Below are 15,747 nucleotides of genomic sequence, written 5' to 3' on the forward strand. Positions count from 1 at the left end.
GTCAGTTCTCCTCCGCGTCCACGAACGACGCCTGGTACGCGGCGAACTGCGCGCGCTCCTCGTCGACGAGCGCGTGTCCGTCGGCGTACACGTTCTCAAAAATGGCCATCGTGTCCGGATCCGGCATCGTGCGCACCACCTCACGCACCCGCTTGCCCAGCGTCTCGCTCTCCTCCTCGACCGCGTCCAGGTACGCCTGGTCGGCGATGCCCTCGGTCTCCAGGTAGGTGCGCAGCCGCAGGATCGGGTCCTTGGCCTCCCACGCCTCACGCTCCTCGTCGGCGCGGTAGCGCGTCGGGTCGTCGGAGGTGGTGTGCGCGCCCATCCGGTACGTGAACGCCTCCACCAGCGTCGGCCCCTCACCCGCACGGGCCCGCTCCAGAGCCGCCCTGGTCACCGCCAGGCACGCCAGGACGTCATTGCCGTCCACCCGCACACCGGGGAAACCGTAACCACGGGCCCGCTGGTAAAGCGGGACACGGGTCTGCTTCTCCGTGGGCTCGGAGATCGCCCACTGGTTGTTCTGGCAGAAGAACACCACAGGCGCGTTGTAGACCGCGGAGAAGGTGAACGACTCGGCCACATCACCCTGGCTGGAGGCGCCGTCACCGAAGTACGCGATGACCGCCGAGTCGGCGCCGTCCTTCTGGACGCCCATGGCGTAGCCGGTCGCGTGCAGCGCCTGCGAGCCGATGACGATCGTGTACAGGTGGAAGTTGTTGGTGTTGGGGTCCCAGCCGCCGTTGTTCACGCCGCGGAACATGCCCAGCAGGTTCGTCGGGTCCACGCCACGGCACCAGGCGACCCCGTGCTCCCGGTAGGTCGGGAAGACGTAGTCGTCGTCGCGCAGCGCGCGCCCGGAGCCGATCTGCGCGGCCTCCTGACCGAGCAGCGAGGCCCACAGGCCCAGCTCGCCCTGGCGCTGGAGGGTGGTCGCCTCGGCGTCGAAGCGTCGCGTCAGGACCATGTCCCGGTACAGTCCGCGCAGTTCCTCGTCCGACAGGTCGATCGCGTACTCGGGGTGCTCGACGCGCTTGCCTTCGGGGGTCAGCAGCTGTACAAGCTGGTCCTGCTCCGCCTCGGCAGACGCCGGGGCGGCCGTCTTCGCCTTGGCGGGTGACGTCTTTTTTGCGGTGGTGCGCTTGCCGCCACCGCGGGTGTTCTTCCGCGCGGCAGTGCTCTCCACGGTCACGTGCTGCTCCTCCGTCTGTCCGGCCCCCGGGGTCCGCCGGTGGCCGTATTGCGGCTCACCCGGTATCCGATACGGCGCACGGGGTGTGTGCGGCACGGCGCGGCCCGGGTGGAACAAGGTGCCCCGGCCACGGCCTGCCGGAAGGGGCGTTGTGCCCTACTTCCGGAGCCTAGGCGAAAGGGGCCCTGACCTGCGACTTTGCTTGGGGTTCCAAGTATTTTGCTTGGATTTCCGAGCATTCGCGCCGATCAGTCGGCAATCCCCTGTTCACAGCGTTGCAGTCCGCCGGGACAACGGCACGTTATATCGGTGACACGGAGCACGGGAAGAGTTGGTGTGTGAGACTGATCGGGTGCGCGACGACGGAAAAATCACGGTATTCCTGCTCGACGACCACGAGGTCGTGCGGCGCGGCGTCCACGAGATGCTCTCGGTGGAGGCGGACATCGAGGTGGTCGGCGAGGCCGGCACCGCCGCAGATGCCCTGGTCAGGATCCCTGCGACGCGTCCGGACGTGGCCGTGCTGGACGTCCGGCTGCCGGACGGCAGCGGGGTGGAGGTCTGCCGGGAGATCCGCTCCCAGGACGAGTCCATCAAATGCCTGATGCTCACCTCTTTCGCGGACGACGAAGCTCTTTTCGACGCCATCATGGCGGGCGCGTCCGGGTACGTGCTCAAGGCGATCCGGGGCAACGAGCTGCTGACCGCCGTACGGGACGTGGCGGCCGGCAAGTCGCTGCTGGACCCGGTGGCGACCGCCCGTGTACTGGAGCGCCTGCGGGACGGCAACAACCCGCGCGGCGACGACCGGCTGGCCAGCCTGACCGAGCAGGAGCGCAAGATCCTCGACCTGATCGGCGAGGGGCTGACCAACCGGGTGATCGGTGAGCGGCTGCACCTCGCCGAGAAAACGATCAAGAACTATGTCTCCAGCCTGCTCTCGAAGCTGGGCATGGAGCGCCGGTCGCAGGCGGCCGCCTATGTGGCGCGGATGCAGGCGGAGCGGCAGTAGTACCGCGCAGTACCGCGTGAAAATCCTGGGGGTTTTCCGTGGACGAATAGTGTGGGCGGACGGGGGTGAACGTTCAAGAGTAGGGAAAATCCGCCGCCCGTAACTGGTCTGACCTGCTGAAATAGCACCGAAGCGGAGAATTGCCGCACGATTCAGGACCAACGTCCCGTTTCCACCAGGGCGGGTGCCCCTACTTTTGAGCACACCGGCACGGCAGGGTGTAGTCATGCCCACCGACGACCTCCATGCCATCGAGCTGCTGCACCGCGTCCCCTACGGACGGGTGTCGGCCAGCCAGCGGGCACTGCCCTTCACCGCCGTCACGCGGCATGTCGTGACCGACGGCCGGCTGCTGCTGCGGCTGCACCGCGGCCACGGCTACCACCGCGCCCTGGACGGCAACGTCGTCGCCTACGAGGCCGACAACGTGAACTCCGGCGCGAACGACACCTGGTCCGTCCAGTTCACCGGCACCGCCCGCGCCATCGTGCCCACGCCGGCCGAGTACGAACTGTTCGGCCCCACGCCGCGGCTGGCCGACGGAGAGCCCTTCGACCCGGTTTTCCTCCGCGTGGAACCGGAGTTTGTCAAGGTCCACTACCTCTGTGATGTCCCTGTGTTCCGTTACGCCCACTCAGCGTGACGCAGTGATCTAACATCTGGCGCGTGCTGCGCTCATCCGATGTCCGGACGGTGACCACGCCCGACGGACACATCCTCGGCTCCCTGCTGCGCCGTTACGGCGCCGGGGAGCCGTTGACGTGCGAGCCGGTCGCCGAGGGGCTGCTCAACCGCGGTTACCGCCTCGCCACCACCCACGGCCGCTACTTCCTCAAACACCACCTCGACGGCGACCAGGCCGCCATCGCCCGCCAGCACCGCGCCACGCGCCGCCTGGGCGCGCTCGGCCTGCCGGTCGCCCCGCCGCTCGCCGACGCGGACGGCCGTACGGTCACGGTCCTCGGCGGCCGGTGCTACGCGCTGCACCCCTGGGTCGAGGGCCGGCACCGCGACGGCGCCGCCCTCACCCGGCTCCAGTCGCGCCGCCTGGGCGCCCTGCTGGGCCGTGTGCACACCGCGCTGGAGCAGGTCATAACGCGCGAGCCGACGGTGCCCCGCGCCCCGTACGAACACCCGGGCGCCGACCCGGCGCGAACCTTCGAGATGATCGACGAACTGCTCGCGCTCGCCCGCCGGACCCGCCCGCGCAGCAGCTTCGACGAACTGGCCGAACACCGGCTGCTGGAACGCCGGACGCTGCTGGAACGGGAGGCGCACCGGCGCCCCGCGGCCGCGCAGGTACCGGCCGCCGGCTGGGTCCACGGCGACTTCCACCCGCTCAACCTGCTCTACCGGGGCGCCGAGCCCGCCGCCATCGTCGACTGGGACCGGCTGGGCGTGCAGCCCCGCGCCGAGGAGGCCGTACGGGCCGCGGCCATCTTCTTCGTCCAGCCCGCCGGCACCCTCGACCTGCCGAAGGTACGGGCCTACGCGAGCGCCTACCGCCGCGCCTCGGGCGCCGGCGCGGCGGAACTGGCCGCCGCCGTCCACCGGGTGTGGTGGGAGCGCCTCAACGACTTCTGGATGCTCGACTGGCGCTACCGGCTCGGCGACCGGCGGGCCGACCCGCAGTTCCCCGCGGCGGCCGCGCTGGCGGTGTGGTGGACGCGGGAGTACGGGGCGGTGCGGGGGGCTTTCACGGAGTGAGGGGGCGGGGACGCCACAGCGGGCGGCCGGTGATCCGGCCGCCCGCTGTGTCCGGACGAGGTGCTGAGCAGTGGTCAGACGGTCGCTGAGCAGTGATCAGGCGGGGAGGCGGTCAGTCGCCGTCCAGGTCGCCGACGGCGCCGCTGCCGCCCGGGCCGCTGCCCGCGTTCGTCCCGGCGTTCGTGTTGCCGCTGCTCGTGTTGCCGCTCGACGTGTTGCCGTTGGAGTCACCGCCGTTGCCGCCGTTGGCACCGCTGCTCGTGTTGCCGCTGGACGTGTTGCCGTTGGTCGGCTTGCCGGTCGGCGTCGTCGTCGGGGGCTTGCTCGACGGCGGCGGCGAGCTGGGCGGCTGGGAGGTGCGCGGCGTGCTCGGGTAGCGCGTCGTCGGCGGGTTGTACGTGTGCGAGTTGCCGCCCGAGCCGCCCGGCTGCGTGTACGTGTTGGTCGGCTCGTCGGACGGCTCCTCGGAGGGCTGCTCCGAGGCGCTCTGGGAGGCCGACGGGCTCTTGGTCGGCGCCGGGTCCTTCTTCTTGTCGGCGCCCGCGTTCTGCAGCGCGATGGCCACCCCGACCGCGATGGCGATCACCGCGAGCGCCGCGATCAGCCAGATCTTGCCGCGGCCGCCCTTGGCGGGCCGGTGTCCGCCCTCGTAGCCGCCGTCGCCGTCCCGCATACCGGGGGGCAGGATCGGCTGGGCCGTGGTCTGCCCGTGGTCCGGGTGCGGCAGCGCCGTGGTGGCGGCGGCCGAGCCCAGGGCCGGGGTGTGCCCGCCCTCGTGCACGGCGACCGGGCCGGTGTTCCACGTACCGGTGTGGCCGCCCTGCTCGTGCAGCATCTGCAGGGCGTACTGGACCAGCCCGCGCATCTCCTCCGCGGTCTGGAAACGGTCGTCCGGGTCCTTGGCCAACGAGCGCATCACCAGGCCGTCCAGCTCCGGCGGCACCGCTCCGGCGACCTCGGAGGGCGGCACCGGCATGTCCTGGACGTGCTGGTAGACGACCGACAGCGGGGTCTCGCCGGTGAACGGGGGGCGCAGGGCCAGCAGTTCGTACAGCAGGCAGCCGGTCGCGTACAGGTCGGAGCGGGTGTCCACGGTCTTGCCGAGGGCCTGCTCGGGCGACAGGTACTGCGGCGTGCCCATGACCATGCCGGTCTGGGTCATCGTCGACTGCGCGCCGTGCAGCGCGCGGGCGATGCCGAAGTCCATCACCTTGACCGCGCCGCCGTGCGTGATGATCACGTTCGCGGGCTTGATGTCGCGGTGCACGATGCCGTGCTGGTGGCTGTAGGCCAGCGCCTCCAGCACCCCGGAGACGATGATCAGCGCCTGGTCCGGCGGCGGGGCGTCCGCGTTCAGCAGCAGGTCACGGATGGTGCGGCCCTCGACCAGCTCCATCACGATGTACGGCACGGTGTTGCCGCCGACGTAGTCCTCGCCGGAGTCGTACACCGCCACCACCGCGTGATGGTTCAGCCCCGCGACGGACTGTGCCTCACGCGTGAAGCGGGCCTTGGAGACCGGGTCCTCCGCGAGGTCGGCCCGCAGCAGCTTGACGGCGACGGTGCGGCCGAGGCGCACGTCCTCGGCGGCGAACACCTCCGCCATGCCGCCACGGCCGAGCCGGCGCGTGAGCCGGTAGCGTCCGTCGCCCACCAAACCGCCATTGCCCCACATCTCCGGTGCATCGGAAGGATTTGCATCAGGAGAGTGGGAGCCGGTGGCATCAGGATCGGACGGGCCCTGGGGGCTCTGCGTCGGTGCCATCGGTCCTCGCCGTCGTATCGATCCGCATCACAGCGGTAAGGTCTCGGTCTTCGCTAGAGCACGCTACAGGCTCCGCGGCACACGCCGGTCCCGTGATGGACCGGTCATCACACCTTCTACGGCCCCATTGTCGCAAGTTAACCCCGGGCGACGACCCGCCGACGGGCGGCCCGGACGGTCCGGGACCGTAATGGGATCTTGCGCATCCGGTCACGGAACGGGCACACGGCTTGACGTGTCCGTGCCCTGGGAGACACTGGGCTGGGATTCGGCCACGATCCCGGTACAACCCATACTGATCTCGGCACGTCCGCAGGCGCACGTGCCGCGGGCCCACCACCTGCCGCAGGTACCGGGGGCCCACCACCTTGAGTAACGTCTGTGCACGTCAACAGGTCACACAGGGCGGCACGGACGGGCACGGCAACAGCCACGAGGCGCGGCGCGCCGCAACACGGGCGCGGGAACAGCGCGCCGAGGGGGAAGCGGAACCATGAGCCAGGACGGCGCTCAGAACGGGTACGAGGGCCGTTCGGTCGGCGGGGGACGCTACCAGCTCCGTGATCTTCTGGGCGCCGGCGGCATGGCGTCCGTGCACCTCGCGTACGACACCGTCCTGGACCGCGAGGTCGCGATCAAGACGCTGCACACCGAGCTCGGCCGCGAGCAGGCGTTCCGCGAACGCTTCCGGCGCGAGGCCCAGTCCGTGGCGAAGCTCACGCACACCAACATCGTCTCGGTGTTCGATTCCGGCGAGGACACGCTGTCCGACAGCGCCTCCGGCGCGGGGGACGGCGGCGTGGTGCCGTACATCGTCATGGAGTACGTGGCGGGCCAGCCGCTCCGCTCCGACCTGGACGGCGACATCGCCCGGCACGGCGCGATGCCCACCGGGAAGGCCCTGAAGATCACCGCCGATGTGCTGGCCGCCCTGGAGGCCAGCCACGAGATGGGCCTGGTCCACCGGGACATCAAGCCCGGCAACGTCATGCTGAACAAGCGCGGCGTCGTCAAGGTCATGGACTTCGGCATCGCCCGCGCCATGCAGTCCGGCGTCACCTCCATGACACAGACCGGCATGGTCGTCGGCACCCCGCAGTACCTCTCGCCCGAGCAGGCCCTGGGCCGCGGCGTGGACGCCCGCTCCGACCTGTACTCGGTCGGCATCATGCTCTTCGAACTGCTGACCGGCCGCCTCCCCTTCGACGCGGACTCCCCGCTGGCCATCGCGTACGCGCACGTCCAGGAGGAGCCGCCGGTCCCCTCCGGCATCAACCGGTCGCTGCCGCCCGCCGTGGACGCGCTGGTCGCCCGCGCGCTGAAGAAGAACCCCAACGAGCGGTTCCCGACCGCCGAGGCGATGCGCGAGGAGTGCCTGCGCGTCGCCGGGTCGGGCCAGTCCGGCGCCACCCCGCTGATCATCAGCGAGGGCCCGCGCGCCCGTACCAGCGGCGCCTCGGTGGCCTCCGCGGTCTTCCCGACCGCGTCCCCGAACGCCGCCGGGCCGCAGACCCCGGCGCCGCCGAGCGTCCAGACGCCGTACCGGCCGACGCAGGCCGCGCCCCAGTCCGGCCCGCAGATGGGCCCCGGCCCGTCGGCGGCCGGCGGACCGGGCTTCGGGCCGTCGGCGCCGTCCACGCCGCCGCCGGTGAACGCTTATCCGGGGCCGGGTCAGGGGCCGATTCCGGGGCAGGGGCCGATGGGGGCTCCGGGGCCGATGGGGGCGTCTGGGTCGATGGGGACGTCTGGGCCGGTGGGGGTTTCGGGGCCTGTGGGGGCTCAGGGGCCGATCCCGTCACAGGGGCCGATGCCGTCACAGGGATCGATGCCGTCACAGGGTCCGCTTCCGGCCCAAGGTCCGGCTCCGTTCAACAGCGGCTTCCAGACCCCGCCGCCGTACGCCGGACCGTCGACCCCCGCTCCGGCGCCCGCACCGGTCGGCCCTCGGCCGGGCGGCAACCGTTCCGGCGGCCGCGGCAACACCCCGGTGATCGTCGTCTCCGCCGTCATCGGCGTGGTCGTGGTCACCGCGATCGCCATCGGCATCGGCCTGAGCGGCGGCAGCGACACCACGCACACCCGCCGCACCAGCCCGTACACCTACTCGCCGTCCCCCTCGGTCAAGCCCGAGGACCCGACGGCCACGATCTCCACCACGCGCTGCACCGACCCGGCCAAGAGCTACAGCCAGAAGGGCAAGATCTTCCTGCCGTCCTTCTACGGCAAGAACCTGACCTCGGTGAAGCAGTGCATGGACGCGGCCGGCTGGTCGTACGACATCTCCGAGCGCAGCAGCTCCATCCACGGCAAGAACACCGTCGTCAGCCAGTCCCCGACCACCCTGTGGGACCCCAAGGGCGGCGAGAAGATTCACCTGACCGTGTCCACCGGGCGCAGTTCGTAGGACCGGGACCGCTCCGGCCGGCCGATCGGCCGGAGCAGGGGGCCGGGCGGCTCAGAGGTACGGACCCGAGCGGGCGCCGCCCTGGCCGGGGTTGGGCTGCTCCATGTCGTCGGCCGGCACCGCACCGGGCGGCAGCGCGCGGCGCATCTGCTCCAACTGGGCGCGGGCCGCCATCTGCTGGGCGAACAGCGCGGTCTGGATGCCGTGGAACAGGCCCTCCAGCCAGCCGACCAACTGGGCCTGGGCGATCCGCAGTTCCGCGTCCGTGGGCACCGAGTCGTCGGTGAACGGCAGGGACAGCCGCTCCAGCTCCTCCACCAGCTCCGGCGCCAGGCCGTCCTCCAGCTCCTTGACCGAGCTGGAGTGGATCTCCTTGAGGCGCACCCGGCTCGCCTCGTCCAGCGGCGCCGCCTTCACCTCTTCGAGAAGCTGCTTGATCATGCTGCCGATGCGCATGACCTTTGCGGGCTGTTCGACCATGTCCGTCACGGGAACCTCGCGGGACTCGTCGTCGCCGTCCCCGCCCCCGGAGCCGGCGCTGCCGAGAGCCATTCCGTCCGGGCCGACCACCAGGACGTGCGGGCTCTCCTGCGACCGTTCGTTCATCGGCATATCCATGCCGCCATTCTCTCGTACAGCCGACCAGGAACGGTTGTGCCCCGGGAGAAAGGTGATCCAACCTCCGGGGCCGGACGGGCTTCGGGGAGAGTGCGGGGTGATCTTGAGGCGTACGGGGGTGATCTCGAGGCGGGCGCCGGGCCGGGCTCAGGAGCGTCTCAGGCGCAGGGCGATGAAACCGAGGCCCAGCCCGGTCAGCGCCATGCCGGCGCCCAGTGGCAGGACCCGGTGGACGCCGCTGCCCGTACCGGAGTCGGCGTACGGGGCCCGGGACGCGGCGGAGGCGGCGCCGGGCACCGCGCCGGGCGCGTAGCGGGAAGGACCGTGCGTCCGGGCGGCGGTCGCCGTCGGAGCGGGGGCCTGGAGAGGCGGCAGGGGCACGTAGGGGCGGCGGGCGAGGCGTCCGGCCAGATCACCCCGTCGGGTGGCCGCGGGGGCGGGAGAGGCCGCTCCAGGGCGTTGCGAGGTGGCGGCTGGGGACGGGGGACGGGACACACGGCCGTCCGTGGCGCCCGCGGCGGCCGAGGGGGCGGCGTTCGGGGTGGACGGGTGCGGCTCCGACGGGAGGGCCGGGTGGGCGGGGCCCGGACCGGAACCGAGCAGGGGGCCGAGCGGGACCGGGAGGAGAGGGCTCAGGGGGTTGGCCTGTTCGAGCTCGGTCAGGGGGTCGGGGGCGGGGTGGGGGGTGGAGTGGGGATTGGAGTGCGGGTTGCTGTGGTGCGGGTTGGTGTGGTGCGGGTTGGTGTGGTGCGAGTCGGTGTGGGGGTGGTGGTGACGGCTGGGGCTACGGGTGGGAGCAGGGGCGGGAGTGCTCCGGCCCGTATCGGGGGCAGGGCTGTGGCCGGAGGCGTCACCGCTGCGGAGAACGGCGTGAGCGGCCGTGCCCGCTGCCGTGGCCGCCGATGCGGTCCCGTGGAGAAGGGGCAGCAGCGTGGCGGTGCAGAGCAGCAGGCCGGAGGCGAGACGGAGGCGGAACCGACGGGGGCGGGCCCGCTGTAGCCAGGGGCGGGCCCGACGGGTGCGGACCCGCTGTGGGCGGGGGCGGTCCCGGTTCGGACGGGGGCGGGCCCGGTGCGGGCGGGGGCCGTCCCGGTGCAGGCGGGGGCGGTACGGCCGCCGCCGTTGCCGCAGCGCCGCGGCCACAGGTCCCGGGGCCATGGGTTCCGGGGTCACGCGTTCCGAAGTCACGCCCATGACCTCCCGGGCCTGCGGAGTCGTCGCCTGATCACCTCAGCGTCACACGGAGGGTGGTCAGCGGCATCTCGGGCGTAGCGGGCGTACGGCCGGGGGATGATGGCGCGGCCCGGGAGGAGGTGGGTTCAGACCGTCAGGACGACCTTGCCCACGTGGCCGCTCGCGTCCACGACCCGGTGCGCCTCGGCGGCCTCCGCGATCGGCAGCGTACGGTCCACGATCGGCTTGACCCGGCCGTTCTCGATCAGCGGCCAGACGTGTTCGCGTACCGCCGCCACGATCGACGCCTTCTCGGCCAGCGGACGGCCACGCAGCGAGGTGGCGGTGACGGCACCGCGCTTGGCCAGCAGCGCGCCAAGATGCAACTCGCCCTTGGCGCCGCCCTGGAGGCCGATGATCGCGAGCCGTCCGTTGGTGGCCAGCGCCTTGACGTTCGGGCCGAGGTACTTGGCACCCATGATGTCCAGGATGACGTCCGCGCCCTTGCCCTCGGTGGCCTTGCGCACCTCCTTGACGAAGTCCTGGTCCCGGTAGTTGACGAGGATGTCGGCGCCCAGTTCGGCGCAGCGGGCCAGCTTGTCGGCGCTGCCCGCGGTGACCGCCACCCGGGCGCCGACGGCCTTGGCGAGCTGGATCGCCATCGTGCCGATGCCGCTGGAGCCGCCGTGCACGAGCAGCGTCTCGCCGGGCCGCAGGTGGGCGATCATGAAGACGTTGGACCAAACGGTGCACGTCACCTCGGGCAGCGCCGCCGCGGCGGCCATGTCGAGGCCCTTCGGTACGGGCAGTAGCTGGCCCGCCGGGACGACGACCTGCTCCGCGTACCCGCCGCCCGCCAGCAGCGCGCACACCTCGTCGCCGACCGACCAGCCGCTGACCCCCGGGCCGAGGGCCTTGACGCGCCCGGCGCACTCCAGGCCGGGGTACGGGGGCGCGCCGGGCGGCGGGTCGTAGAAACCCTGGCGCTGGAGGAGGTCGGCGCGGTTGACGGCCGTGGCCGCCACCTCGACCAGGACCTCCCCCTCGGACGGTTGCGGGTCGGGCACCTCCGCCCATACGAGGGCGTCGGGACCGCCGGGTTCGGGAATGGTGATCGCACGCATGGCCGCGAGGCTACTCCGCCGCCCGGGGCGGTGGAGGGAGGCGGGGAGGCAGGCAGGCGAAGGAGGCGGGGCTCGGGGGCTCGGGGGCTCGGGCTGGGAGCTCGTCCTAGTCGTCGCGGCGCACCGGCGCCATCGAGGACACCCCCGTACCGGGGATCATCGGCTTCACGCCGGGCTTGGTCGGGCCGTCCTGCTGTTCCGCGGACGCCGCCCGGACGATGGTGATCACCCGGTCCGCGGCCTGCAACGGGCTGGCCGCCGGATCGTCGTACCCGAGCAGCCGGTGCCCGCGCAGCACGGAGACGATCAGGTCGTCGGTCTCCCGTACCGACTTGCCGACCTCGGCCTTCACCACCGGGCGCTCGATCAGGTCCAGCCCGCTGCCCTGCTGGATCAGGTCCTCCAGGACCGTACCGGCGCTGGGACTGTGCACCGACAGGCCCAGCAGCCGGCCGGCGGCGCTGGCCGAGGTGATGACCATGTCGGCGCCGGACTGGCGCAGCAGCGGCGCGTTCTCCTCCTCCCGTACGGCCGCGACGATGTTGGCCTTCTTGTTGAGCTGGCGGGCGGTGAGCGAGACGAGGACGGCCGTGTCGTCGCGCTGGGTGGCGATGACGACCTGCCGGGCCCGCTGGATCTCGGCCCGTACGAGGACGTCGCTGCGGGTCGCGTCGCCGACCACGCCCGCGAAGCCCTCGGCCACCGCCGAGTCGATGACCTTGGGGCTCGGGTCGACGATGACGATGCGGTCGCGGGTCAGGCCCGTCGCGCGCAGGGTCTGGGCCGCCGACCGGCCCTTGGTGCCGAATCCGACGATGACGGTGTGGTCGCGCAAGGCGTTTCTCCAGCGGTTCAGTTGCCACTGCTCGCGGGTGCGCTCGGTGAGGACTTCGAGCGTGGTGCCGACCAGGATGATCAGGAAGAGGACCCGGAGGGGCGTGATGAGCAGGATGTTCAGCAGCCGCGCGCCGTCTCCGTACGGGACGATGTCGCCGTAACCGGTGGTGGAGAGCGTGACGGTGGCGTAGTAGACGCAGTCGAGGAAGTCGACGGAGCCGTTGGCGTTGTCGTGGTACTCGTCGCGGTCGACCCAGACGATGGCCACCGTCGCGACGAGCACGAGCAGGGCCATCAGGAGCCGGCGCGCGACCTGGCGCAGCGGCGCCACCGGGGTGCGGCGGGGCAGCACGACGCGGTGGCTGGACTCCTCGGGGATCTCGCGCGCCGCGGCGTCGTGGGTGGGGAGCTTCACGCGGCGCCTCCGCCGGTCGGGTCGGTGGGGCCGGGTGAGGGGGTGGGTGGGGGGTCGGGTGGGGTGGGGCCCGGTGGGGTGGCTTCTGGAGCGTTGTCCGGTGGCCGGGGCGCGGAAACGTTCGAGCGCGGGTCTGGGGTGGTGCCGGAACCGGGACGGTCCCCGGTGTCGGGGGCGTCGGAGGGGGCGGGCTGGGGGGATGCACCAGGCGTGACGGAAGGGGTGGGCTGGGGAGATACGCCAGACGTGACGGAGGAGGTGGGCCGGGGGGACGCGCCAGGTGTGGCGGGCGGGGCGGGTGCCTCGGGCGCCCAGCCCGTCACCGCGTCCGCCGTCCCGTCGGCCGTCCAGGGCAGGTCGAGGAGTTCGACCTCGTCACCCCGTTCCGCGCCGCCGGGCGGTACGACCGCCATCGCGTCGGCCGCCGCGATGCCGCGCAGCATGGCGGGCCCGCTGAAACGCAGCGGTACGACCGCGCCGCCGTCCTCCTCGTCGGCCGCGCCGTCCCGGAAGGCGACCGGAACCAGCCGCGTGTCGTGCGGGTGGCCGGGCACGTCGGCGGTCAGCGGTGCCCGGTAGGAGGGCAGCCGACGGCGGGCGGCGAGCGTGCGCAGTGCCGGTTCCGCCAGGGTGAGCAGGCCCGACACGGCTGCCAGGGGATTGCCGGGCAGCCCGACGAGGAGACGGCCGGGGGCCGGGTGGCCTGGTTTGCACGGATCGTTCGGATGATCCGGGTGGTCCGGGTGGTCCGGGTGGTCCGGGATACGGGCGAGGAGCATGGGGTGGCCGGGGCGTACCGCCACACCGTCCACCAGAATCTCCGCCCCCAGCCTGCGCAGCGTGGGGTGGACATGGTCGACCGGCCCGGACGCCGTACCCCCGGTGGTGATCACCAGATCGGCCTCCGAGGACGCGAGGGCGTCGTACAACACCTCGGCGTCGTCCCCGAGATGGCGGGGCGGCCCGGCCTCAGCGCCCAGCGCCCGCAGCCATGGGGTGATCATCGGGCCGAGCGCGTCCCGGATGCGGCCCTCACCGGGCAGCCCGGAACTCAGCAACTCGTCACCGAGCACCAGAACTTCCACGCGCGGCCTGGCGTACGCGGCCAGCGCGTCGTACCCCGCGGCGGCGGCCAGGCCCAGCACGGCCGGGGTCACCAGCGCACCGGCGGGCAGGAGTTGGTCGCCACGGCGGCACTCCTGCCCGCGCGGCCGGATGTCCTGACCGTGCGGTACGGGAGCGGGCGCGTACAACTGCGCGCCGCCGGTGGGCCGGACGCGTACCTCGCCGTGTTCGCTGCGCAGTACGGCCGTGGCGCCGGGCGGGATGCGCGCGCCCGTGGCGATCGGCACCGCGTCACCGTCGGCCACGCCTTCGGACGTCTCGTGACCGGCCAGGATGCCGTGCTCGCGCTCATCCGGGCGGGTACGGGCGGCGAGATGCCAAGGGCCGGGCCCGGCCACCGCCCAGCCGTCCATCGCGGAGGTGTCGAAGGACGGCAGGTCGGTGAGCGCGACCAGCGGCTCGGCGAGGGTACGGCCGAGCGCCGCGCTGCCCAGCGGGCAGACGACCGGGGGCAGCGGGCCGTACGGCGCACGGGCGGCGATCCTGCGGGCCGTGCGCCATGAGGTGGGCGCGGGGTGGTCGTGCTGGGTGCGTCGGCCGTGGTGGTCGGGGATGTCGCGGGTGGGGTTGCGGGGGACGGTGGGAGCGCTGGGGTGGTCGGGGGCACCGGGGCGATGGGGATCGCCGGAGCAACCGGGGGCGCCGGGGCCGGCCGCCGGTGGGGACGGCACGGGTGAGGAGGGGCGCGTCGAAGGTGAAGTCCGGGGCACGGGCGCGGACGGGGGATCGGGCGCGCTGCCAGGGGCGTGCGGCGGCTCGTGCGCTCCCGAGGGCGGGGCGGCGTCCCACGGGGTGTAGGGGCCCCGGCGCGTGTCGTCGTCCAGCCCCGTACCGGCCGTCGGCGCCCGTCCTCCCCTGCCGGTCTCCCGGGTCGGCTCCCGCTCCTCGAAGATCCACGCGTAACCGTCGTCGAAGACCGGCGCGTAACGGTCATCACCGGAGGCGGGAGCGGGAGCGGCACCGGAAGCGGGCGCGGGCGCGGGCACGGCACCGGAAGCGGGCTCGCCCCCGTACCCGTACTCGTTCCTGTTCGCGTACCCGTCACCGTGCTCCGGCGCCCGGCCGGCACCGGAACCAGAACCGGCACCGCGATACCCCGAGCGCCCGTCGTCGTACCGGCTCCGCTCACGCCGGTCGCCGTCGTAGCCGCTTTCCCCACGCCGGCCGTCGTCGTAGCGGCTTTCCCCACGCCGGCCGTCGTCGTACCGGCCCGGCGCACGCTGAGCGTCGGCGTCGTGGCCCGGCGGCCGGTGAGCGTCGCGGCGCGGCATCTCGACCGGGCCGCCGTTGGCCAGCGCCAGCGCGTCGTCGAACTCCCCGTCGGTCATTCCGCCGGCTTCGCTTCCGGCTCGGCCTCGGGTGCCGCCTCCGGCGTGGCACCGGCAGTCCCGGCGGCCCCGGTGCTCCCAGCGCTCCCGGCCTTCCCGGTGACCTCAGCGGCCCCGGGGTTCCCGGCGGCCCCGGTGTTCTCGGCGGTCCCGGTGCCTCCGGCGGCCTCGGCGGCCCAGCGGTTGGCCAGCGCGGCCGCCTTCTCCGCCAGGGCCGACACGTCCCGGCCCTGCTGGGCGGCGGCGTAACCGACCAGGAACGTCGTCAGCGGCGCCGCCGGCCGGGCCACACCGTGCGCGGCGTCGCGCGCGAGGTCGAGGAGGGCCGCCGTGTCGACATCGAGTTCAATGCCCAGTTCGGCCTTGGCTGCGGTGATCCATTCGTCCAACACGGTTCCATGCTCCCTGATGCGGGCGCGTGCCGCCTCGATGTCCTCCCAGGTGTCGCAGTCGAAGGACGCCGCGGCCGTCGGATCCGGCACCCGGCGCAGCGCCAACCGCCCCGTCAGCGCGCGCAACGGCAGCCCGGTGAGCGCGCCGTGCTCGGCCCGTACGCCGTCCAGCGCCCGGCGCAGCGGCTCCGCCCGGTATGCGGCGACCAGCGGCTGGTCCCGGCCCTCCGTGTCCCGGAGCAGGGCGCCGTCGGCCCCGTCCTGCGCGGCCGCCGCGAGCAGGGCCCGTACGGTCACGCCGGTCAGGAACGGCAGGTCGGCGGAGAGCACGAGCACCACCGGCGCCGTGCTGTGCCGCAGCCCGGCGTCCAGCGCGGCCAGCGGCCCGCCACCGGGCGGCTCCTCACGGGCGTGCACGACCGGCCGCACGGTGGGCCTCGCGGGCCCGACGACGACCGCGGTCGTCGCGTCCGCGCAGGCGTCGAGCACCCGGTCCAGCAACGGCCGTCCCCCGACGGACACCGCGGGCTTGTCCACCCCGCCGAGCCGCCGGGCAGCGCCCCCGGCCGGAACGATCACGTCGTACGGACGCTGATCGTGCGAACCCTGGCCGTACGGACCCTGGTCGTACGGACTCTGACCGTGCGGGTCCTTG

The 15,747-nt window shown here is 73.0% G+C and carries 11 protein-coding genes and 1 pseudogene; 4 read left to right on the forward strand and 8 right to left on the reverse strand.

Annotation, left to right across the window (positions count from 1 at the left end; all coding sequences use genetic code 11):
- Position 1: 1 nt before the first annotated feature.
- A complete protein-coding gene (gene pdhA, locus ACZ4QV_RS18625; RefSeq protein WP_361153272.1) occupies positions 2-1,192 on the reverse strand; it encodes a pyruvate dehydrogenase (acetyl-transferring) E1 component subunit alpha in 1,191 nt (396 codons plus the stop codon).
- 352 nt (positions 1,193-1,544) lie between these two features.
- Here pdhA and ACZ4QV_RS18630 point away from each other — a divergent pair, with 352 nt between their 5' ends.
- The 3 genes from ACZ4QV_RS18630 to ACZ4QV_RS18640 all read left to right on the forward strand — a co-directional run bounded on the left by ACZ4QV_RS18630 (position 1,545) and on the right by ACZ4QV_RS18640 (position 3,911).
- Positions 1,545-2,204, forward strand: coding sequence for a response regulator transcription factor (locus ACZ4QV_RS18630; protein ID WP_361153401.1), 660 nt, complete (start codon positions 1,545-1,547; stop codon positions 2,202-2,204).
- A gap of 226 nt (positions 2,205-2,430) precedes the next feature.
- Positions 2,431-2,847, forward strand: coding sequence for a pyridoxamine 5'-phosphate oxidase family protein (locus tag ACZ4QV_RS18635; RefSeq protein WP_361153269.1), 417 nt, complete (start codon positions 2,431-2,433; stop codon positions 2,845-2,847).
- A 23-nt stretch (positions 2,848-2,870) separates the two neighbouring features.
- Positions 2,871-3,911 (forward strand): phosphotransferase, encoded by a 1,041-nt coding sequence (locus ACZ4QV_RS18640; RefSeq protein WP_361153266.1) that lies wholly within the window; start codon positions 2,871-2,873, stop codon positions 3,909-3,911.
- Between the two features lie 112 nt (positions 3,912-4,023).
- Here the strand turns inward: ACZ4QV_RS18640 and ACZ4QV_RS18645 are convergent, their stop codons facing one another.
- Entirely contained in the window at positions 4,024-5,676 is a 1,653-nt protein-coding gene (locus ACZ4QV_RS18645) for a protein kinase domain-containing protein (protein ID WP_361153263.1), read from the reverse strand.
- A gap of 493 nt (positions 5,677-6,169) precedes the next feature.
- On the opposite strand from ACZ4QV_RS18645, the gene ACZ4QV_RS18650 reads away from it, so the two are divergent.
- A complete protein-coding gene (locus ACZ4QV_RS18650) occupies positions 6,170-8,080 on the forward strand; it encodes a Stk1 family PASTA domain-containing Ser/Thr kinase (protein WP_467763131.1) in 1,911 nt (636 codons plus the stop codon).
- A gap of 51 nt (positions 8,081-8,131) precedes the next feature.
- On the opposite strand, the gene ACZ4QV_RS18655 is transcribed toward ACZ4QV_RS18650, so the two are convergent.
- The 6 genes and pseudogenes from ACZ4QV_RS18655 to ACZ4QV_RS18680 form a co-directional block, all read right to left on the reverse strand.
- Positions 8,132-8,698: a bacterial proteasome activator family protein gene (locus ACZ4QV_RS18655; protein ID WP_174857193.1), complete on the reverse strand. Its 567-nt coding sequence runs from the start codon at positions 8,696-8,698 to the stop codon at positions 8,132-8,134.
- A gap of 147 nt (positions 8,699-8,845) precedes the next feature.
- The gene (locus ACZ4QV_RS18660; RefSeq protein ID WP_467763132.1) at positions 8,846-9,856 is read right to left on the reverse strand and encodes a hypothetical protein; all 1,011 of its coding nucleotides are present in this window, start codon (positions 9,854-9,856) and stop codon (positions 8,846-8,848) included.
- A gap of 161 nt (positions 9,857-10,017) precedes the next feature.
- Positions 10,018-10,995, reverse strand: a complete 978-nt coding sequence (locus tag ACZ4QV_RS18665) for an NAD(P)H-quinone oxidoreductase (RefSeq protein WP_361153254.1) — start codon at positions 10,993-10,995, stop codon at positions 10,018-10,020.
- 106 nt (positions 10,996-11,101) lie between these two features.
- Positions 11,102-12,247 (reverse strand): potassium channel family protein, encoded by a 1,146-nt coding sequence (locus ACZ4QV_RS18670; RefSeq protein ID WP_361153251.1) that lies wholly within the window; start codon positions 12,245-12,247, stop codon positions 11,102-11,104.
- A 341-nt stretch (positions 12,248-12,588) separates the two neighbouring features.
- Positions 12,589-14,082 (reverse strand): annotated as a pseudogene (locus ACZ4QV_RS18675) (molybdopterin molybdotransferase MoeA); the annotation flags it as partial.
- A gap of 614 nt (positions 14,083-14,696) precedes the next feature.
- On the reverse strand, positions 14,697-15,671 hold the full coding sequence (locus tag ACZ4QV_RS18680) for an NTP transferase domain-containing protein (RefSeq protein WP_361153398.1): 975 nt from the start codon (positions 15,669-15,671) through the stop codon (positions 14,697-14,699).
- Positions 15,672-15,747 lie beyond the last annotated feature (76 nt).

Source organism: Streptomyces sp. NPDC026394 (assembly GCF_055567735.1).

Excerpts from the sequence above, each read along its gene's own strand:
- ACZ4QV_RS18635 (WP_361153269.1), top strand. The coding sequence starts at position 2,431 with ATGCCCACCGACGACCTCCATGCCATCGAGCTGCTGCACCGCGTCCCC.
- ACZ4QV_RS18645 (WP_361153263.1), bottom strand. The coding sequence starts at position 5,676 with ATGGCACCGACGCAGAGCCCCCAGGGCCCGTCCGATCCTGATGCCACC.
- ACZ4QV_RS18650 (WP_467763131.1), top strand. The coding sequence starts at position 6,170 with ATGAGCCAGGACGGCGCTCAGAACGGGTACGAGGGCCGTTCGGTCGGC.
- ACZ4QV_RS18655 (WP_174857193.1), bottom strand. The coding sequence starts at position 8,698 with ATGGATATGCCGATGAACGAACGGTCGCAGGAGAGCCCGCACGTCCTG.
- ACZ4QV_RS18660 (WP_467763132.1), bottom strand. The coding sequence starts at position 9,856 with ATGGCCCCGGGACCTGTGGCCGCGGCGCTGCGGCAACGGCGGCGGCCG.
- ACZ4QV_RS18665 (WP_361153254.1), bottom strand. The coding sequence starts at position 10,995 with ATGCGTGCGATCACCATTCCCGAACCCGGCGGTCCCGACGCCCTCGTA.